This window comes from Ruegeria sp. Alg231-54, from assembly GCF_900143525.1.
Taxonomy (GTDB): Bacteria; Pseudomonadota; Alphaproteobacteria; order Rhodobacterales; family Rhodobacteraceae; genus Ruegeria.
The window spans coordinates 96,279-113,942 of sequence record NZ_FREZ01000010.1 but is presented as its reverse complement, the minus strand read 5'-3'; the positions used below and the strand labels follow the sequence as shown (position 1 = coordinate 113,942).

Here is a 17,664-nt window from a genome sequence, read left to right as displayed (position 1 = left end):
ACGAGCGGCCTTTGCGGTTCAGCAAACTTAAACTCACCGGCTTCAAAAGCTTTGTTGACCCGACCGATCTGATCATCGCGGATGGGTTGACCGGTGTGGTGGGTCCAAATGGCTGCGGCAAGTCCAATCTTCTGGAAGCGTTGCGTTGGGTAATGGGTGAAAACCGTCCCAAATCCATGCGCGGTGGCGCGATGGAGGATGTGATCTTTGCCGGGGCCGCGACACGCCCGGCCCGCAACTTTGCCGAAGTTGTCCTGACGATGGATAACTCTGAGCGGTTGGCGCCCTCTGGGTTCAATGACAGCGATCAGTTGGAAATTGTGCGCCGCATCACCCGCGATGTGGGCAGCGCTTACAAGACCAATGGTAAGGATGTGCGTGCGCGTGACGTGCAGATGCTGTTCGCTGACGCCTCGACAGGTGCGCATTCTCCGGCGCTGGTGGGTCAGAACCGCATTGCCGAGTTGATCAACGCCAAGCCCCGTGCACGCCGCCGTATTCTGGAAGAAGCGGCAGGTATCTCGGGCCTTTATCAACGTCGCCATGAAGCAGAGCTGAAGCTAAAGGGCACTGAATCCAACCTGACCCGTGTGGATGACGTTCTCGAACAGCTTGGCACCCAATTAGCGCAGCTTGCGCGGCAGGCCCGTCAAGCCGCCCGGTACCGAGAGATCGGGGAACAACTGCGTCAGGCTGAAGGCATGCTGCTTTATCGCCGCTGGAAAGAGGCCGACATGGCCCGCCAGCAGGCCGAAGACGTCTTGCGCGAGCGGATCACCGAAGCCTCGCGTGCCGAGGCTGAAGCGCGCGCCGCCAGCGCCAAGCGGTCTGAAATCGAGGAAACTCTGCCGCCTCTGCGCGAGGAGGAAGCCATTGCCGCCGCCGTCTTGCAACGACAGCAGGTGCAACGCGACCAACTGGCTGATCAGGAAACCCGCGCGCGTCAGACGATCGAGACGCTGACCAACCGCATTCAGCAATTGGCCAACGATATCGAACGCGAAACCGGCCTGAACCGGGACGCGGGCCAGATGATTGAGCGTCTGGAATGGGAAGCGCGCGAACTGGCCAAAGCGGCAGATGGGCATGACGACAAAGTGGCTGAGGCCGCCGAGATCGCGCGCGAAGCCGCATCCGTGCTGCAAGACCGAGAAGATCACCTGTCGCAGGAAACCGAAGATGTGGCGCGTCTTGTGGCGCGTCACCAGTCGGCTCAGCGTTTGGTCGAAGACAGCCGCAAGACGCTGACCCGGTCCGAAGGCGAAGAAGAGAAAGCCCGTGCTGCGGTAGACGAAGCCCGCAATGCTTTGACCCGCGCCAGCGAAGCGTTTGAGGAAGCGCAAGAGGGTGAGGAAGAAGCGCGCGAGGCCGCTGAGGCCGCCGACGAAGCGCTGGCCGCAGCGGACGAGCTGCGCAATGAAACGCAAGCGAGAGAAGCCGAAGCACGCGCCCAGCGGTCTGAGGCCGAGGGTGAACTGGGCGCGATCCGTGCCGAGACATCCGCCTTGGCCAAGCTGGTTGAACGGGATACGGCCGAAGGCGGGCAGGTTTTGGATCTGCTGCGGGTCGAGCCCGGCTATGAAAAGGCGCTGGGGGCGGCACTGGCTGATGATCTGCGTACACCGTTGGTCGATGCCGATGGACCATCCGGCTGGGTGCAGGTGTCAGGCTACGATGCAGATCAGCGCCTGCCCGATGGGGCAGAACCATTGGCGTTGCATGTCTCGGGCCCAGACCGTCTGAGCCGCCGGATCGCTCAGATCGGATTGGTTGATGCGGATCAGGGCGCGCGGCTGCAAGCCTCATTAAAGCCGGGGCAGCGTCTGGTGTCCCGTTCGGGTGACTTGTGGCGTTGGGACGGGTTCCGGGCATGGGCCGAAGATGCGCCAAGCGCTGCAGCTTTGCGGTTGGAGCAGCTCAACAAGCTTGAAGCTCTGAAACAGGAGCTTACCCGCGCCGAAGCGCAGGCTGATGGTGCCCGTGCCGCACATGAGGCGCTGTCGCAGCAACTGGCGGATGTCACCGAGGCAGACCGCCGGGCCCGCGAAGCCCGACGCGCCGCCGATCAGCGGATGGCGGAATCCGCGCGCCGGCTAAGCCGGGCTGAGGCCGACCGCAATCTGGCTGAGGGCAAGCTGGAAACGCTGACCCTTGCAGTAGATCGGCACAAAGACGATGCCATGTCTGCCCGCGCGCAACTACGCGAGGCCGAAGGCGCTCTGGCCGGCCTAGGTGACGTCGACAGCGCGCGCGCGCAGGTCGAGGATATCAAACAGACGGTTGAGGCCGCGCGGATCACCATGCTGACCCATCGCTCATCCCATGATGAACTGCGCCGTGAAGGCGAGGCACGAACCCGGCGGGCCCAGGAAGTGACCAAGGACCTCAGTGGCTGGCGGCACCGGCTGGATTCGGCAGAAAAACGTATCGCGGAATTGGTCGAACGCAAGGAAAGCTCTGAGGAGGAACTGTCTGAGGCGATGGCCGCTCCGGGTGAGATCGCCGAAGCCCGCGAAGAACTGAACGAGTTGATCGAGACAGCCGAGGCCCGACGTGCCGAGGCCGCTGACAAACTTGCCGAGGCTGAGACGCAGCAGCGCGAAGTCGTGCTGGCCGAGCGTGAAGCTGAGCGTTTGGCGTCCGAAGCCCGCGAATCCCGCGCGGCAGCTGAGGCGCGCTGTGACGCGGCCAAGGAAAGCGTCGTGGCCGCCGCTGAGCGGATCGCTGAAGATCAGCAGCTGACGCCGAACCAGTTGCTGAACCAACTGGATGTGAACCCCGACCAGATGCCTGCCGCTGACGCGCTGGAGGCCGAAGTAAACCGCCACAAGCGCCAGCGAGACGCGATGGGTGCGGTGAACCTACGGGCCGAAGAAGACGCCAAGGAAGTCCAGGAAGAGTTTGACACACTGAACAGCGAAAAGGCTGACCTAGAAGAGGCGATCAAAGCCCTGCGCAGCGGCATCGCCAGCCTCAACCGTGAGGGTCGTGAGCGCCTGCTGACCGCGTTTGAGCAGGTGAACTCGAACTTCGCGATGCTGTTCAAACACCTGTTTGGAGGCGGTGAGGCCAATCTGGTCATGGTCGAAAGCGATGATCCGCTGGATGCCGGGCTGGAAATCATGTGCCAGCCACCGGGCAAGAAGCTGTCGACGCTTAGCCTGCTGTCGGGCGGCGAACAGACCCTGACTGCAACGGCGCTGATCTTTGGCGTCTTCCTCGCCAACCCCGCGCCGATCTGTGTGCTGGATGAGGTCGACGCGCCGCTGGATGACGCCAACGTCACCCGTTTCTGTGACTTGCTGGACGAGATGTGCCGCCAGACGGATACTCGATTCCTGATCATCACCCACCACGCGGTGACCATGGCGCGGATGGACCGGTTGTTTGGCGTGACCATGCAGGAACAGGGTGTCAGTCAGTTGGTTTCGGTCGATCTGAAAAAGGCCGAACAGATGGTCGCCTGATCGATCACTGCAACGTTATGCCTCAATCGCCCGGTGGCGGGGTAAGGTGGCCGCATGACCCGATATCTGATCTTTGCCTTGTTGGCTGCCAACCCGGTTGTGGCGGCGGAATGGCCAACAAAACCCGGAGATGTCCCGCTTTCATCTGCCGAGCTGGACGCCCTCGCGGGGCGAACGCTGACCTTCTATGACGACGGACAGTCCAAGTTTTCGGCCGGTGGGGCTTATTCCTTTACCTACGCCAGCGGGGATTCCGCGTTTGGGACATATTCCATTGCCGACGACGGCAGTGTCTGCATCGCGTATCGTAACGGGTTCAGCCGCTGCGATCTCTATGTACGCAGCGGTAAGCGCCTAGTTTTGATTGACGAGAAAGGCGACCGATACCCGGTCCGGCCTGAATGAGTTTGGTTGCCGCCTCGACGATCAGGCATTGGATCCAAGTACGGCATTAGCTGATTTAAAATTCGCGTTTTGCGTTGTCATTTGATCGAAATAATACCGAATTCCCGCGAAGAATGGTGAGTTTTCTTATCTGAGCCGGTGGTATGCTCTGAAAAATTCATACTCAATGGGGCTAACAGATGTGCCGATTTCTGGCTTGGGCAGGCGCAAAGCGTTATCTAGATGAATTGGTTCTGAACCAAGAGCAATCGCTTGTCATTCAAAGCCGAAATGCTCTGATCGGAAAGACACCGATCAACGCAGATGGATTTGGCCTTGCCTGGTATTCCGAACGTGAGACGCCTTGTTTTTACAAGGACACTAACCCCGCCTGGTCGGATGCCAACCTGAAACAGCTTACGCATCACACCCGGTCGCATCTCTTTCTGGCCCATGTGCGGGCATCAACTGGTACTGCAACTTCGCGGAACAACTGCCACCCGTTTGGCGTTGGAAGATGGAGTTTTATGCATAATGGGCAGGCCGGAGGGCATGACCGTATCCGGCAGGAGTTGGACGGGATGATACCACCTGACCTCTACAGCTACCGGCTTGGCGCAACCGAAAGCGAAGCGATTTTCCTGATTGCCCATGGCGAAGGTCTGGATATCGATCCGATCGGCGCCATGGAGCGGGCAGTCCAACGTGTCGAAGACCTGTCACGACGCCGAGGTACGATGCCATATCTTCGCTTTGCCGCTTGTTGGTCGGACGGCGATCGCCTTTTTGCCGCCCGATATGCCTCGGACCGCTTTGCCCCAAGCCTCCACTACAAGGCGTGTAAGGACGGGTTCATTATTTCGTCCGAACCGTTGGACGCGAATAGCGGCGAATGGACTGAAATCCCTGCCAATACGGCGATTGAAACGCGGGGAGGGGCGTTGACTTCACACGCGTTTGAACCAAAAGCGCCGCATCACCACGCCGAGGTTGCATAACTCTGTGGTGTTGCGTCCGGATGCGTCCCGTCTGTGCGGGACGCATCGGGGCTCATAACTGGTTGAGCAAATCAGCTGTTGGCCACGCATCCGCGGGCAACCCCAGCCGTGCCTGTTCGGCCTGAACGGCAGCCCGTGTGCCCGCGCCCAGAATGCCGTCGATCTTGCCAACATCATAACCGCTTGCTTGTAGCTTGGTCTGCAACTGCTTCATCTGCGCGCCCGACAGGCCTTGTGGCGGGGAACCTGCGTCATAGATTTGGCCGCCCTCCAACCGCGTACCGAAATAGGCAGCGGTCAGGACGTAAACAAAGCTCTGGTTCCATTCGAAATAGACGTCAAAGTTTGGGTAGGCCAAAAATGCAGGGCCGTTGCGACCCTGTGGCAGGATCAGCGACGCGGGCAGATTGGCCAGAGATCCGCTGCGCGCTTGAACGCCCATGGCCTGCCATTCGGATACGGACCGCGACTTGCCGGGGCCGGACAGGGACCAGTCCATCTGGGTGGGAACAGTTACCTCCTGCAGCCAGGGTTCACCCGGACGCCAGCCCAGATGCGACAGCATCTTGCCGCCCGACATCAGCGCATCCGGGGCTGAGGTTTTTAACGAGACCTTGCCGTCGCCATCCCCGTCCACGCCATTTTCCAGAATGTCGCGGGGCAGCATTTGCACCATGCCGATCTCACCTGCCCAGGCACCGGTCGTGCGGTTGGGGTCAAAATCCCCTTGGCTATAGAGCTTGATGGCCGCAAAAACCTGCGGTCGGAACAGCTCGGGACGGCGACAGTCATGCGCCAGAGTGACCAGAGCGTTGCGGGTGTTGAAGTCACCTTGTACCGCGCCATAGTCGGTCTCGAACGCCCAGAATGCCAGCAGTACACCGCGCGACACGCCATATTCCCGCTCAACCCGGTCAAACACCGCATCGTATTTGCGAGACATGGATTTGCCGCGATCTATCCGGTTCTGCGAGATCAGGCGGCGGGAAAAATCGATGAACGGTATTTGGAATACGCCTTGCGCCCGATCCGCCTTTAGAACCGCGCTGTCCTGCTGAACACCTTTGAAAAAGCTGTTCACGGTGGATTTATCGAACCCTTGCTGAACGGCCTCGGCCTTCAGACCCTTCACAAAGGAATTGAACCCGCCGCCACATTGGGCCAGGGCGGGAGAGGCGAGCAGGGTGGCGGCAATGATGCCCGAGAGTAAACGCATTTTAGGGTCCGTCAGAAAATAAAGCTGACCCCAACCCACACCGACACGAGGCCCAGCGCAAGCCCCCAAACCCGCCAAAGCATGTCACATGCGCGGAAAATCTCCGGCGCGCCGATGTTACGTGGCGCATCACCGTTGACCCAGGCCAGATCGCGGACCTGTCCGTCATAGCTGCGCGGCCCGGCAAGGGCGACGTTTAAGGCGCGCGCCATCGCGGCCTCGGGCCAACCGGCGTTGGGTGAGATATGGCGACGTGCATCCGCGACCATTTCTGGCCAGCGCGCCCATTGACCGGATAGTGCCACGATCATCACGCAGGTCAGACGGGCGGGAATGAGGTTCAACAAATCGTCCAGACGCGCCGCGGCCCAGCCGAGGTCGCGGTACTTTTCCGACCGGTAGCCGATCATGCTATCGGCGGTGTTGACCGCCTTGTAGATCAGCAACCCCGGCAGGCCCGCGACCAGAAACCAGAAGGCGGGCGCAATTACGCCGTCGCTGAGATTTTCGGCAGCGCTTTCAATAGCGGATCGCGCGACCTGCGCCTCGGTCATGTGCCGCGTATCGCGCGAAACGATCATGGCGACTTTGGCGCGGCCCTCGGTTAAGGAGGAGCGAAGCCCGTTACCGACATCGCGCACATGGGTCACCAGTGACTTCTGTGCCAGCAGAATTGCGGCAAGGACGATTTCGATCACCGGCCCAAACAAGGTCAGCGTGCGGCCCAGAATCACTGCGCCAAAGATCAGCAGCAGCACGATGGCCACGCCTTTCAAGCGCCTATTCGTTCCGCGGTTCAGGCGCAGGTCCAACCAGCCGATGACAGTGCCGATCATCACTGCCGGATGACGAATGCGCGACCAGATCCAATCTGGCTCTCCAAGCGCCGCGTCCAGACACATGGCGCAAACCAGCAGAAAAGCCGTGCTCACAACGCGGCCTCAAGCTGACGCCATCCGTCTGTAGGCGGCAAGCCAAGGCGCAGATAAGTGTTTGAGTAGGGGAATATGCGGCTCCAGATATGGGCGCGGGCCAGCTTGGCCTGCCAAGCGGCGGCATCGTCGACGTCATAAAGGCGGAACAACGTGGTGCCGCCGACCAGTTTTGCCCCCTTGCCGGTCATGATCCGGTCTAGCTGTTCTGTCGCTGCCGCCAACTGCTGACGGGTTGCTTTGGCCCAGTCCGTGTCCCGCAGCGCCCGTTCCCCGATCCGAAGGGCAGGGCCAGAGACAGACCACGGCCCGGTCAAATCGTTCAGCTTTGAGATCAAATCAGGGCGGCCAATTGCAAATCCCAGCCGTAGCCCGGCCAAACCCCAGAATTTGCCGAAACTTTTCAACACGATCACACCGGGCTGCTCGGCCAGATGAATTAGGGATGCGTCAGGGCAAACGTCACAAAAACTCTCATCAATCACGGTCAGCGGGGCATCGGCGTCCTCTACGGTCCAGATACGTCCATCCGGATTATTCGGGTGCACAAGGACGCGCGCCTCGGCTGGACCGTTCGATTGAACTGTCCAACCCTGCGCGGAAAAAGCCGCCGCGTGTTCGTTGTAGGTGGGGGCCGTGATCTGCACCCGGCCCGTCTCCGCAAGGGCAGGCATGCGGGCGATTACTGCTGATGCGCCGGGCGCGGGCAGAATCGCGGCACCATCGGGAACAGACCAGAACTGGCGTGCGGCGGCAGACAGCCGTTCGAACGCACCGTGATCCGGCAGCGCGGCCCAATCCGACGGGTTCAGCCCCGACACCGGATACGGGTGTGGGTTGATGCCGGTGGACAGGTCCAGCCAATTGTCGCGTGCCCCGCCGAACCGGGCGATAGCACCGTCCAGCCCGCCGCCATGGTCGCGCGCGGCACGGGGGTTCAAATCTGCGTTTGGGCTTGCCATCGGTGTTCTCGTCGGAATTGCGCGTTTGTTGTGCTTCAAGCGGATTTTTGCCGCTTGCACAAGCAAATCCGCGTGATCGGCCCGGTTGACCGGCACCGTTAACACTTTGTTAAGGAATAAGCGTGATCACAAACCACGGGGGTCGGCACCGCACACTCTACCAAGTGCCGAGGTTGTTGCAAATGAATGTACTGATTGTTGAGAGTAACCCCGACCTTGGTCGGGTCTGGAAAAGACATCTGGAACGGCAAGGCGCCGAAGTGACGCTCGTTGCCGGGCAAGAGGCTGCGATCCTTGCGTTGTATGGCACGGATTTCGATATCATCGTGTTGGATCTGGTGCTGGAAAATGGCAGTGCGTTGGCAGTGGCTGATTTCGCCAGCTATCGCCGCCCCGAGGCGCGGGTGATCTTTGTTACCAACACCACCTTTTTTTCAGACGGATCGATCTTTGCCCACAGTCCAAACGCGTGCGCTTATGTGCAAAGCGGCACGCCGCCAGAAGATCTGGCGGCGATGGTTGAACATTACGCGGCGGGCCGCTGACCGCGCCCGTGCGGTTCCATGTAGTCCAAAACCGGGTTGGTCGGGATGATCCGATGCGGATTGATGCTTTCGTGGCTATAGTGATAGTGGCGCACGATGTGGTGCATGTTCACCGTCGAAGCGACGCCCAGCCATTGATACAGCTCGCGCGTAAAAGCCCACAGGTTGGGGTAATCGATCAGTCGCCGCCGGTTGCATTTGAAATGCAGATGATAGACGGGATCGAACCGGATCAGCGTCGTGAACAACCGCCAGTCAGCCTCGGTCAGGCGATCCCCCATCAGATAACGGTTTGAAGCCAAACGATCCTCTAGCCAGTCCAGCGTTTCAAACAGCGGATCCACCGCTGCGTCATAAGCTTGTTGGCTGGTGGCAAAGCCGGATTTGTAGACGCCGTTGTTGACGTTGGAATAGATGCGCGCATTCACCTCTTCGATCTCATCGCGCATCGCTTCGGGCCAGTAATCGTCGGGGTTGCCGGTGATCCCGTCAAAGGCCGAATTGAACATGCGGATGATTTCCGAACTTTCGTTCGAAACGATCGTCTGCTGTTTCTTGTCCCACAGGATCGGCACTGTGACACGACCCGAATAGGTCGGGTCGGCCTTGGTGTAAATCTGGTGGGCAAAGCCCAGACCGTAAAGTGTGTCCCCGGTTGCCCCGTGGTCATCAGTCTCGAAGGTCCAGCCCTTGTCCAGCATGTCGGGATGCACCACCGAGACTGAGACGTGCTTGTTCAAACCTTTCAGTTCCCTGAAGATCAGAGTGCGGTGCGCCCATGGGCAGGCCAGGCTGACATAGAGGTGATAGCGGTCGGTTTCAGCGTTGAAGCCACCCTTGCCCGATGGTCCCGCGCTGCCATCTGCTGTCAGCCAATTGCGAAACTGCGCGGCGCTGCGTTTGAACGCGCCGCCAGTGGATTTGGTGTCATACCAAGTGTCGTGCCATTTACCGTCGACCAACAGGCCCATTGCTCATGCCCTCCGAAAAGCGTTTGCGCCAAACATAGGCGGGTACATGAGGCGTTCCTATGCGAGGGCGCGCGCATCCTTCCTGCGCATACGCACAGGATGGATTGGGATTTCTGTGCAACAAATAGAAATCCCGGCGCTGACTGTGATCAGGTTCACTGGATTTTTACAATTTGCGCCTCACAATAGAATACACTGCCGGGGGAGATATTTTTATGAGTACTTATGTTTCAAAGGAAATTGCTGCCGAATTGGATGCGGCGCGAATCGCAGGATTGAAAAAGATCAGCCGCCTACGTGTCGATATTGGCGACAATACCTACAAGATTCTTCGATTGTGGAAAGATGGATTTACAGTTGAGGCCGATACCACGCCTCAACTGCGCGGGCTTGTGGATATCTATGATGGTGTCAATCACTTGTACCAATGCCTAATCATCGCGGATGAGGATGAAGCAGGCGAAATGCGGTACGAGTTCAAGCGCAGCACGGCCGCAGCCGACAAGGCTCCGCTGGATTTCTACCGCGCGCCGGACGCGCCGATTGCGTTGCTTGGGCACAAGGATTGAGGGCAGGTCCAACGACATCGCCGTTGGCCGCCTCGTTCACTGCAAATCAGCAAATGCATGCTTTAGCCGGGCGCATGCCTCTTCGACCCGTGCACGCTGAGTGGCCAAGTTAAACCGTTCGAAGGTCTCACCACCTGCGCCGAAACCGGGGCCTGAGGAGGTTGCGATTTTGGCATCTTCGCGCAGGCGACGGACAAACTCTTCATGGGTCATGCCGGTTCCTGAGAATTCTACCCAAGCCAAATAGGTGGCCTGCAGCGGCATGGACCACAGACCAGGGATCTCGGCGATTGCTGCGTCAAAGACCTGGCAGTTGCCCGCAAGGTGCGCAACCTGCTCATCAACCCATGCGGCCCCTTCAGGTGAATAGGCGGCAGTTATCATCGCCACGCCCAATGCGCTGGGGTCATAATCCAGCGTCTGAATGCGGTGCCGCATGGCCGCGCGCAGTTTGGGGTCAGGAATAATCATGTTACCGGTTCGCTGACCGGCGATGTTGAATGTCTTGGACGCCGCAGTCAGGGTCACGGTCCACGGCCGCGCATCCGGCGCAGCCACATCCATCGGCACGAACGTATTACCAGGATAGACCAGATCGTGGTGGATCTCATCCGAGACCAAAATCAACCCATTACGTTCGGCGAATGCGGCTACGGCACGCAGTTCATCCGGTGTCCACACCCGGCCCGAGGGGTTTTGCGGCGAGCACCACAGCAACAGCTTTTCCGACCCGTCCAGACGCGACTGAGCATCGTCCAGATCCAGGCCATAGGTTTCGCCTTGGCGAACTAGCGGGCACTCGACAACGCGGCGACCCGATTTGTTCACCTTGTGGGCAAACTCATGGTAGACGGGGCTGAAGATGACGACGCCGTCGCCGGGTTCGCTCCAGACATCCAGAGACAGGGCGATCGCATTGCCTAACCCCTGTGAAGTCAGCACCCAATCGGTGTCGATGTCCCAGCTATGGCGGTTCTTCATCCACCACTGAATCGATGCCAGATATTCCGGGTGAATCCACGAATACCCAAAGACCCCATGGTCTGCCGCTTTTCGAACCGCATCAATCACGCAAGGCGCTGTTGGGTAATCGGAATCTGCCGTCCACATGGCCAACCCGTCCTGCGGGGGCACACCGTAGATTTGCTCCATCTTATCCCATTTTGAACTGTTGGTTCCCCGGCGGTCGATCAGGTCGTTGAAAGTCATGTCTGCTCCATCTGTCCGGACGAAAGCTAGCTACAAATCCAGCGGGTGCAAGGGGGGCGTTGCGGTGTAGTGCGGGATGGCCTAAATCAACCCCATGAAACGCAATATCCTGATCCATCCCGACCCCCGCCTGAAAAAGGTCTGCGCGCCTGTGGCAGATATCAGCGACGAGCTGCGCAAGCTGGCAGACGACATGCTGGAGACGATGTATGACGCGCCTGGCGTTGGTCTGGCCGCGCCTCAGATCGGCGTGCTGGATCGGTTGATCGTGTTGGACTGCATTAAGGAAGAGGGCGAAGCCCCGCGTCCGCTGATTATGTTCAACCCCGAGGTTATCGCCTCGTCCGATGAAACCAATGTCTACGAGGAAGGCTGCCTGTCGATCCCCGATCAATTCGCCGAAGTCACGCGCCCCAAAGTGGTTGATGTCACGTGGATCGACCGGGATGGCAATTTGCAGCAGGACACATTCGACGGCCTGTGGGCGACCTGTGTTCAGCATGAGATCGACCATTTGAACGGCAAGCTGTTCATCGACTATCTCAAGCCGCTGAAACGGCAGATGATCACGCGAAAGATGCAGAAACTAAAGCGCGAGCAGGCCCGCGCATGACCGCTCGTACCTGCCTGCCATGGCCCGACAAACGCCTGCGCACCAAGGCGGAGGACGTCGCCGAGATCACCGAAGAAATCCGCGCCATCTGGGACGACATGATCGACACGATGGAGGCGATGCCTGGTGTTGGCCTTGCCGCGCCGCAGATCGGTGTCTTGTTGCGGCTGGCCGTGGTGGACGGCTCGGTCGAACGCGGTAAGGCTGTGCGTTTGGCGAACCCGGAAATCCTGCACAGCTCAATCGAATTGCGCGAACATGATGAGGCCAGCCCGAACCTGCCCGGTGTTTCGGCCAAGGTGAAACGCCCGCGCGCAGTGACGGTCAAGTTTCTGAACGAACAGGGCATGGTGGACCGCCGCGACTTTGTCGGAATCGAGGCCACAAGCGTACAGCACCAAATCGACCATCTGAACGGGAAGATGTATTTCGACCGACTCGGCAAGGTCAAACGGGACATGCTGCTGCGCAAAGCTAAAAAGCTGGGGTAGAGATGCGCATTGTATTCATGGGTACGCCCGACTTTTCGGTTCCGGTTCTGGATGCGCTGGTCGAAGCGGAGCATGACATTGTCTCCGTGTATTGCCAGCCGCCGCGCCCGGCCGGTCGTGGCAAAAAAGACCGTCCGACTCCGGTTCATGCACGGGCCGAGGCGCTGGGGCTCACTGTCCGTCATCCGGTCTCTCTGAAATCGGCTGAGGAAAAGGACGCGTTTGCAGCGTTGAACGCAGATGTGGCTGTTGTTGTAGCCTATGGTTTGATCCTGCCGCAGCCCATCTTGGATGCGCCCGCACAGGGCTGTCTGAATATCCATGCCAGCCTGTTGCCGCGTTGGCGCGGGGCGGCCCCGATCCATCGGGCCATCATGTCCGGTGATGCGCAAACCGGTATCTGCATCATGCAGATGGAGGCCGGGTTGGACACAGGCCCGGTTCTTATGCGCGAAGCAACCGATATCGGGATCGAGGAAACCACCGACCAGTTGCATGACCGCCTGTCGATAATGGGCGCAAAACTGATTGCCGAAGCTTTGCGCGATCTGCCGCATCTGACGCCCGAGCCGCAGCCCGAGGTCGGTGTCACCTATGCCGCCAAGATCGACAAATCAGAGGCACGGATTGACTGGTCGCGGCCCGCAACTGAGGTTGATCGGCAGATCCGCGCTCTGTCCCCATTCCCCGGTGCCTGGACAGAGATTGACGGGAACCGCGTGAAACTGCTGGCGTCGCGACTGGCCGAGGGGCAGGGTGTTCCCGGCGAAGTTCTGGACGATGCTCTGACAGTGGCTTGTGGCGAGGGCGCCGTTGATCTGTTGCGCTTGCAACGGGCTGGTAAAGGCGCTCAGGATAAGGAAACCTTTCTGCGGGGCTGGCCCATCCCGGTTGGCAGCCGCCTGTCTTCGGAGTAACGCCACATGTTCATGGTCTTGATGGGCACTGTCGTGATCGCAGGGATTGTCGGTTACCTGTCTGAAAAGACAGGCTTTACGCACAACGGATACTTGCCATCCATCATCATCTGCGTAGGCGGTGCATTTCTATTCTATTTTGTGCGCATTATGTTCGGCATCAGCTTTGGCCCGCCGGGTTTGGACGCTGTAATTTCATCAATCGGTGCGCTAATAATCGTGCCGACCCATTGGAGGAGCTGACTTGCCTGTCATCGCGCTGATCGTCATCGGAGCCGCCGCAGGGTTCTTGGCCACCCGCCTGATGCGGATCGAGGCCAACATTCCCACAACCATGTTGATTGGCATCGTTGGTGTTTTGGTTGGTGGGTTCCTGTTGCGGGCCTTGATCACCGTGGCAGGTTGGTTGTCCGGTTTCGTGGGCGCGGTTCTGGGCGCGCTGCTGGTGATCTGGATCTGGCAGACTTATCTGCGTCGTTGAACGGAGTTATCGCTCGTCGCAAATCACTGTTGATCCCAACGATTTCGAATTGCGCGTCGCCATTTTGAAGCGATTGGCTTCCTCTGCTGACATCCAGTGCATTTCGTCCTCGGACGCTGCATCAAGCGTGAACCAATAAAAGGCCGGGTCGACACCAATATCATTGAAATAGTCGAGATAGCGATCGTGCTCGGGGTGGTTTTCGGGCAGGTTGGCAGCCACATATCCGCTGCCGCCCCAGCTATGAACCCCGACGCATGCGCCAGGTTCCAGAGTGCGTCGATTGCCGGCCAGGAACAGATCGGTGCCACCAGAGGCGACCAAGCCGTTTGAGGGCACCACAGTATCGAACCCTTCGTCTCGCACAACGCGGCTGAAAACGACATTTGCATCATCATCGACCGAGCCTTCGACGTTCTGCAGTACAAGTGTCTTGATCTCGGGATTGGCCGCAGTGATTTCTTCAAAAGCGCTGAGTGTCGTGTGATCAATAGCCCCCGAAGCAACGATTTCGTCGCCCTGTACAACGAAGCTGACCGCGTCGTATCGCTCTGCACACGCACCCAGAAAGGCCAGTGAGGCGACAAAAACGGGGAAAGTGAATTTCATTTCAGTTCTCACTTCTGTGGCACAGGAAATGCAGATCGAACATTTTGCACCCATTTATTGCCGCGGCGGCCGCGCCTTGTAAACCGGAAGCCGCCAGCCAAACACCAATGATCCCGCCCGCAATGACCAGCAGATCAACGCACAGGCGGCCAGTGTGGCCAGCTCGTCGAAACCAAGCCGGGTTGCGATCACAGCGGCAAAAGCCCCGGCAAACGCGCAAGAGACGTAGAGCTCACCCTGTTTCAGGACCAGTGGCACTTCGTTGCAGACCACGTCCCGCATTAAGCCGCCAAGGCAGCCCGTTGTGACGCCCATCAGCACAACGATGACACCGGATTGGTTCAGCGACAAGGCTGCGCCAGCACCTGCTGCCGCGGCAATCGACAGAGCGAAACTGTCCAGCCAGACCAGCAAGTTGTATCGGCTTTCCACCAAATGGGCGGTGAAAAACACCACCACAGCTGCCGCTGTGGCGATCAGGATATAGTCCGGTTGACCGACCCAGAACACCGGGTGCCGGTCCAACAGCAGGTCGCGGACGGTTCCGCCGCCCACAGCAGTCAGGCAGGCCATAAAGGCAAAACCCACCAAATCCAGCTGTGCCCGGCTAGCCACCAATGCACCCGTCAGGGCAAAAACCAGAACTGAGGCATAGTCGAGCAGTGCCAGACCGCTCACGTTTGCGCCTTTTTGGGTTTGAACGGGGCCATGCCCGCGCGGGCCAGCTCGTCGGCTTTTTCGTTTTCGGGATGGCCTGCATGGCCCTTGACCCATTCCCAGGTCACGTCATGGCGCGCCTGCGCCTCGTCCAGTCGCTGCCACAGATCGACATTCTTGACTGGTTTCTTGTTGGAGGTTTTCCAGCCGTTGCGCTTCCAACCGAAAATCCAGCCGGTGACGCCATTCTTCACATAGGCGCTGTCGGTTACCACGGTGATCTTCGAGGCCCGCTCCAGCGTTTCCAGCGCGCTGATCGCTGCCAGCAATTCCATGCGATTGTTGGTGGTTTCAGCCTCGCCGCCGTTCAGCTCGCGCTCTTTCAGGACTTTTTCGCCGTCCATTGCGCGCATCAGCACGCCCCACCCCCCCGGGCCAGGATTGCCCGAACAGGCACCATCGGTATAGGCAAACAACTCAGGCATGGGCGATCACCAGAATAAAGCCGTCATAAGATCCAGCCAGACCTTTGCCCACTCCGGTTGTAATCCGGTCAATTGTGAATCCTGCCTCGGCCAGCGCCTCTTCGATCTCGGTCTGTGAGAAATAGGTGTAGTAGCGATCAATGTCGTCGCGGTGTTCACCGGTTCCCAGTTTCAGACCAAGGAAAAAGATACCCTCAGGCTTGAGTGCCCGGTGGATGGCCTCCAAATGGCGCGGGAAATCCTTGCGCGGCGCATGCAGCAGCGAAAAACTGGCATAGATGCCGTCAAACGTGGCCGTTTCGGTCACATCGTCAAATGTACCGACATGCGCATCTACGCCATTTTCGCGGGCGTGCTCCACAAAGGCCGGCGTCGCATCCAATGCCCGAACCCGCAGCCCCTCACGCAGGAAAAACATGCTATCCGCCCCAGGGCCTGAGCCGAGGTCCAGCACATAGCCACCCGGCGCAACCGCTTCGGCAAAGGCCATACGCGCTTCGATCTGTTCGGGCGGCAATGGGACGCTCAGGTACTCGGCAACACGCGTGGTGTAGGCATCAATTGTCTTGCGATCGGTCACAGGTACACTCCTACGGCAAGGCATATTAGGACGATGGCTGTCAGCAGAACGCGCAGCCTCAGCCACCATGTTGGGGTCAGCCGCCAATATGCAAATATCGCATCCAACATCAGCAAACCGGCGAAGCCGTACATCAGGTTGATGCCCGCCTCGACAGGGCCACCGCCGGTCATGAAAAACGCCCAAAGCGCGGGGAGGACTGACAGCACATAGCATGTCGCTGCCTTACTGCCCGAGGTCTTGGTGGCGAACCCCCACAGAACACCGGACATAAAGCTTAAGATCACCGAGCCGTAGAACAGTTGAATATACGGCCCGACGAACCGCGACCCAAGCTCTTGTCTGCCCCAATCCTGCAAATCGCCGTTCAAGGAGGTCAGCGCGCCCCAAATGAACGGGATCAGCCCCGCCAGCGCTAGAACCAACGGCGCCTTGGGGACGCCTCTCATGCGGTTTGCCTCAGGACGCGAGGCACTTTGAATTCGACATTTTCAACGGCAGTTTCGACCAGTTCAACCGTTACGTCATAATGGTTGTTGAAAGCGTCAATCACCTCATTCACCAGCACTTCGGGTGCTGACGCGCCTGCTGTAATGGCGATGGTTGAGATGCCCTCTAGTGCCCGCCAGTCGATATCGTAGGCGCGCTGCACCAATTGCGAATAGTTGCACCCGGCGCGCGCCGCGACCTCGACCAGTCGGCGTGAGTTCGAAGAGTTCGGTGCGCCAACAACAAGCAAAGCATCCGATTTCGGAGCCACGGCCTTGACGGCCTCTTGCCGGTTCGTGGTGGCGTAGCAGATGTCTTCCTTATGCGGGCCAACGATGGCCGGGAACCGGACTTGGAGGGCCGCGATAATGTCCTTTGTGTCATCCACCGAAAGAGTCGTCTGGGTGACAAATGCCAGCTTCTCCGGATTGCGCACCTGAACCGAGGCCACGTCATCGACGGTTTCAACCAGCAGCACTTCGCCGTCAGGCAACTGACCCATGGTGCCGATGGTTTCGGGATGGCCCTTGTGCCCGATCATGATCATCTGCAATCCGGCCTCAGCATGGCGCTGCGCCTCGACATGGACCTTGGAGACCAGCGGGCAGGTGGCATCGACGTAAATCATTTCCCGCTGGGCCGCTGACGCGGGAACGGATTTCGGTACGCCATGCGCTGAAAAAATAACGGGTCGGTCGTTAGGACACTCGTCCAGCTCTTCGACAAAAACCGCACCCTTTTCGCGCAGACCATCGACGACGAATTTGTTGTGCACAATTTCATGCCGCACATAGACCGGGGCACCCCATTTCTGCAGCGCCATTTCAACGATCTTGATCGCCCGGTCGACGCCGGCGCAAAACCCGCGCGGCGCGGCAAGGTAAAGGGTAAGGGGCGGCTTGGTCATGTCTTGGTCTCCATAGGCCACAGGTAAGTCTTTTCCCGGCTATGGTCCAGACAGGACATCGTCATTGATCTGACATGAATCACTGCTAGCCAGCAGGTGTTTCAGTACCTGCTTTTAGCTAAAGAAGCGCGGTCTGGTTGGTAAAGCCTGACCGCGCTAATTTCTTCCCTCGGGTTTGGTGA

21 protein-coding genes are annotated in these 17,664 nt (G+C 59.1%); 10 read left to right on the top strand and 11 right to left on the bottom strand.

Features of this window, described 5'->3' with window-relative positions:
- Window positions 1-11 precede the first annotated feature (11 nt).
- The 3 genes from DHN12_RS17260 to DHN12_RS17250 all read left to right on the top strand — a co-directional run bounded on the left by DHN12_RS17260 (window position 12) and on the right by DHN12_RS17250 (window position 4,849).
- Window positions 12-3,467 carry a chromosome segregation SMC family protein gene (locus DHN12_RS17260; protein WP_108861301.1) on the top strand — a complete coding sequence of 1,152 codons (3,456 nt, stop codon included), beginning with the start codon at window positions 12-14 and terminating at the stop codon, window positions 3,465-3,467.
- A 54-nt stretch (window positions 3,468-3,521) separates the two neighbouring features.
- Window positions 3,522-3,872, top strand: a complete 351-nt coding sequence (locus DHN12_RS17255; protein ID WP_108861300.1) for a hypothetical protein — start codon at window positions 3,522-3,524, stop codon at window positions 3,870-3,872.
- Between the two features lie 179 nt (window positions 3,873-4,051).
- Complete coding sequence (locus DHN12_RS17250; protein ID WP_108861299.1) at window positions 4,052-4,849, top strand: class II glutamine amidotransferase; 798 nt, start codon at window positions 4,052-4,054, stop codon at window positions 4,847-4,849.
- Window positions 4,850-4,901: 52 nt separating this feature from the next.
- Here DHN12_RS17250 and DHN12_RS17245 read toward each other — a convergent pair whose 3' ends face one another.
- The 3 genes from DHN12_RS17245 to cobD are packed head-to-tail and all read right to left on the bottom strand — an operon-like array spanning window position 4,902 to window position 7,959.
- Window positions 4,902-6,065: a lytic murein transglycosylase gene (locus DHN12_RS17245; RefSeq protein WP_108861298.1), complete on the bottom strand. Its 1,164-nt coding sequence runs from the start codon at window positions 6,063-6,065 to the stop codon at window positions 4,902-4,904.
- Between the two features lie 11 nt (window positions 6,066-6,076).
- On the bottom strand, window positions 6,077-6,997 hold the full coding sequence (gene cbiB, locus DHN12_RS17240) for an adenosylcobinamide-phosphate synthase CbiB (RefSeq protein WP_108861297.1): 921 nt from the start codon (window positions 6,995-6,997) through the stop codon (window positions 6,077-6,079).
- Window positions 6,994-7,959 carry a threonine-phosphate decarboxylase CobD gene (cobD, locus tag DHN12_RS17235; protein ID WP_108861386.1) on the bottom strand — a complete coding sequence of 322 codons (966 nt, stop codon included), beginning with the start codon at window positions 7,957-7,959 and terminating at the stop codon, window positions 6,994-6,996. The genes cbiB and cobD overlap by 4 nt, the downstream gene beginning before the upstream one ends.
- 182 nt (window positions 7,960-8,141) lie before the next feature.
- Between cobD and DHN12_RS17230 the strand changes: the two genes are divergently transcribed.
- Window positions 8,142-8,504 (top strand): response regulator transcription factor, encoded by a 363-nt coding sequence (locus tag DHN12_RS17230; protein ID WP_108861296.1) that lies wholly within the window; start codon window positions 8,142-8,144, stop codon window positions 8,502-8,504.
- On the opposite strand, the gene DHN12_RS17225 is transcribed toward DHN12_RS17230, so the two are convergent.
- Window positions 8,486-9,475: a glutathione S-transferase family protein gene (locus DHN12_RS17225; RefSeq protein ID WP_108861295.1), complete on the bottom strand. Its 990-nt coding sequence runs from the start codon at window positions 9,473-9,475 to the stop codon at window positions 8,486-8,488. The two genes, DHN12_RS17230 and DHN12_RS17225, sit on opposite strands and share 19 nt — an antisense overlap.
- Window positions 9,476-9,690: 215 nt before the next feature.
- On the opposite strand from DHN12_RS17225, the gene DHN12_RS17220 reads away from it, so the two are divergent.
- Entirely contained in the window at window positions 9,691-10,044 is a 354-nt protein-coding gene (locus DHN12_RS17220; RefSeq protein ID WP_108861294.1) for a hypothetical protein, read from the top strand.
- 36 nt (window positions 10,045-10,080) lie between these two features.
- Here DHN12_RS17220 and DHN12_RS17215 read toward each other — a convergent pair whose 3' ends face one another.
- Window positions 10,081-11,253 (bottom strand): MalY/PatB family protein, encoded by a 1,173-nt coding sequence (locus tag DHN12_RS17215; protein WP_108861293.1) that lies wholly within the window; start codon window positions 11,251-11,253, stop codon window positions 10,081-10,083.
- A 94-nt stretch (window positions 11,254-11,347) separates the two neighbouring features.
- Here DHN12_RS17215 and def (DHN12_RS17210) point away from each other — a divergent pair, with 94 nt between their 5' ends.
- Genes def (DHN12_RS17210) through DHN12_RS17190 form a run of 5 tightly spaced genes read left to right on the top strand, consistent with a single transcriptional unit; the run spans window position 11,348 to window position 13,755 of the window.
- The gene (gene def / locus DHN12_RS17210; protein WP_058273295.1) at window positions 11,348-11,866 is read left to right on the top strand and encodes a peptide deformylase; all 519 of its coding nucleotides are present in this window, start codon (window positions 11,348-11,350) and stop codon (window positions 11,864-11,866) included.
- Window positions 11,863-12,357 carry a peptide deformylase gene (gene def / locus DHN12_RS17205; protein WP_108861292.1) on the top strand — a complete coding sequence of 165 codons (495 nt, stop codon included), beginning with the start codon at window positions 11,863-11,865 and terminating at the stop codon, window positions 12,355-12,357. The genes def (DHN12_RS17210) and def (DHN12_RS17205) overlap by 4 nt, the downstream gene beginning before the upstream one ends.
- 2 nt (window positions 12,358-12,359) lie before the next feature.
- Window positions 12,360-13,274 (top strand): methionyl-tRNA formyltransferase, encoded by a 915-nt coding sequence (gene fmt, locus DHN12_RS17200; protein WP_108861291.1) that lies wholly within the window; start codon window positions 12,360-12,362, stop codon window positions 13,272-13,274.
- 6 nt (window positions 13,275-13,280) lie between these two features.
- Window positions 13,281-13,517 (top strand): hypothetical protein, encoded by a 237-nt coding sequence (locus DHN12_RS17195; RefSeq protein WP_108861290.1) that lies wholly within the window; start codon window positions 13,281-13,283, stop codon window positions 13,515-13,517.
- Between the two features lies 1 nt (window position 13,518).
- Window positions 13,519-13,755 carry a GlsB/YeaQ/YmgE family stress response membrane protein gene (locus DHN12_RS17190; protein ID WP_108861289.1) on the top strand — a complete coding sequence of 79 codons (237 nt, stop codon included), beginning with the start codon at window positions 13,519-13,521 and terminating at the stop codon, window positions 13,753-13,755.
- A gap of 6 nt (window positions 13,756-13,761) precedes the next feature.
- Here DHN12_RS17190 and DHN12_RS17185 read toward each other — a convergent pair whose 3' ends face one another.
- The 6 genes from DHN12_RS17185 to ispH are packed head-to-tail and all read right to left on the bottom strand — an operon-like array spanning window position 13,762 to window position 17,482.
- The gene (locus tag DHN12_RS17185; protein ID WP_108861288.1) at window positions 13,762-14,364 is read right to left on the bottom strand and encodes an alpha/beta hydrolase; all 603 of its coding nucleotides are present in this window, start codon (window positions 14,362-14,364) and stop codon (window positions 13,762-13,764) included.
- Window positions 14,365-14,418: 54 nt separating this feature from the next.
- Complete coding sequence (locus DHN12_RS17180) at window positions 14,419-15,042, bottom strand: trimeric intracellular cation channel family protein (RefSeq protein WP_108861287.1); 624 nt, start codon at window positions 15,040-15,042, stop codon at window positions 14,419-14,421.
- Window positions 15,039-15,506, bottom strand: coding sequence for a ribonuclease HI (gene rnhA, locus DHN12_RS17175; RefSeq protein ID WP_108861286.1), 468 nt, complete (start codon window positions 15,504-15,506; stop codon window positions 15,039-15,041). Before rnhA ends, DHN12_RS17180 begins: the two co-directional genes overlap by 4 nt.
- Window positions 15,499-16,086, bottom strand: coding sequence for a bifunctional 2-polyprenyl-6-hydroxyphenol methylase/3-demethylubiquinol 3-O-methyltransferase UbiG (locus tag DHN12_RS17170; RefSeq protein WP_234416680.1), 588 nt, complete (start codon window positions 16,084-16,086; stop codon window positions 15,499-15,501). The genes rnhA and DHN12_RS17170 overlap by 8 nt, the downstream gene beginning before the upstream one ends.
- Window positions 16,083-16,535, bottom strand: a complete 453-nt coding sequence (locus DHN12_RS17165) for a DUF3429 domain-containing protein (RefSeq protein ID WP_108861284.1) — start codon at window positions 16,533-16,535, stop codon at window positions 16,083-16,085. Before DHN12_RS17165 ends, DHN12_RS17170 begins: the two co-directional genes overlap by 4 nt.
- Window positions 16,532-17,482 carry a 4-hydroxy-3-methylbut-2-enyl diphosphate reductase gene (gene ispH / locus DHN12_RS17160; RefSeq protein WP_108861385.1) on the bottom strand — a complete coding sequence of 317 codons (951 nt, stop codon included), beginning with the start codon at window positions 17,480-17,482 and terminating at the stop codon, window positions 16,532-16,534. Before ispH ends, DHN12_RS17165 begins: the two co-directional genes overlap by 4 nt.
- Window positions 17,483-17,664: the final 182 nt, after the last annotated feature.

Coding starts and splice junctions, on each gene's coding strand:
- DHN12_RS17245 (WP_108861298.1), bottom strand. CDS start 6,065: ATGCGTTTACTCTCGGGCATCATTGCCGCCACCCTGCTCGCCTCTCCC.
- cobD (WP_108861386.1), bottom strand. CDS start 7,959: ATGGCAAGCCCAAACGCAGATTTGAACCCCCGTGCCGCGCGCGACCAT.
- DHN12_RS17195 (WP_108861290.1), top strand. CDS start 13,281: ATGTTCATGGTCTTGATGGGCACTGTCGTGATCGCAGGGATTGTCGGT.
- rnhA (WP_108861286.1), bottom strand. CDS start 15,506: ATGCCTGAGTTGTTTGCCTATACCGATGGTGCCTGTTCGGGCAATCCT.
- DHN12_RS17220 (WP_108861294.1), top strand. CDS start 9,691: ATGAGTACTTATGTTTCAAAGGAAATTGCTGCCGAATTGGATGCGGCG.
- DHN12_RS17215 (WP_108861293.1), bottom strand. CDS start 11,253: ATGACTTTCAACGACCTGATCGACCGCCGGGGAACCAACAGTTCAAAA.
- ispH (WP_108861385.1), bottom strand. CDS start 17,482: ATGACCAAGCCGCCCCTTACCCTTTACCTTGCCGCGCCGCGCGGGTTT.
- DHN12_RS17225 (WP_108861295.1), bottom strand. CDS start 9,475: ATGGGCCTGTTGGTCGACGGTAAATGGCACGACACTTGGTATGACACC.
- fmt (WP_108861291.1), top strand. CDS start 12,360: ATGCGCATTGTATTCATGGGTACGCCCGACTTTTCGGTTCCGGTTCTG.
- DHN12_RS17165 (WP_108861284.1), bottom strand. CDS start 16,535: ATGAGAGGCGTCCCCAAGGCGCCGTTGGTTCTAGCGCTGGCGGGGCTG.
- DHN12_RS17185 (WP_108861288.1), bottom strand. CDS start 14,364: ATGAAATTCACTTTCCCCGTTTTTGTCGCCTCACTGGCCTTTCTGGGT.
- DHN12_RS17250 (WP_108861299.1), top strand. CDS start 4,052: ATGTGCCGATTTCTGGCTTGGGCAGGCGCAAAGCGTTATCTAGATGAA.
- def (WP_108861292.1), top strand. CDS start 11,863: ATGACCGCTCGTACCTGCCTGCCATGGCCCGACAAACGCCTGCGCACC.
- DHN12_RS17230 (WP_108861296.1), top strand. CDS start 8,142: ATGAATGTACTGATTGTTGAGAGTAACCCCGACCTTGGTCGGGTCTGG.
- DHN12_RS17255 (WP_108861300.1), top strand. CDS start 3,522: ATGACCCGATATCTGATCTTTGCCTTGTTGGCTGCCAACCCGGTTGTG.
- def (WP_058273295.1), top strand. CDS start 11,348: ATGAAACGCAATATCCTGATCCATCCCGACCCCCGCCTGAAAAAGGTC.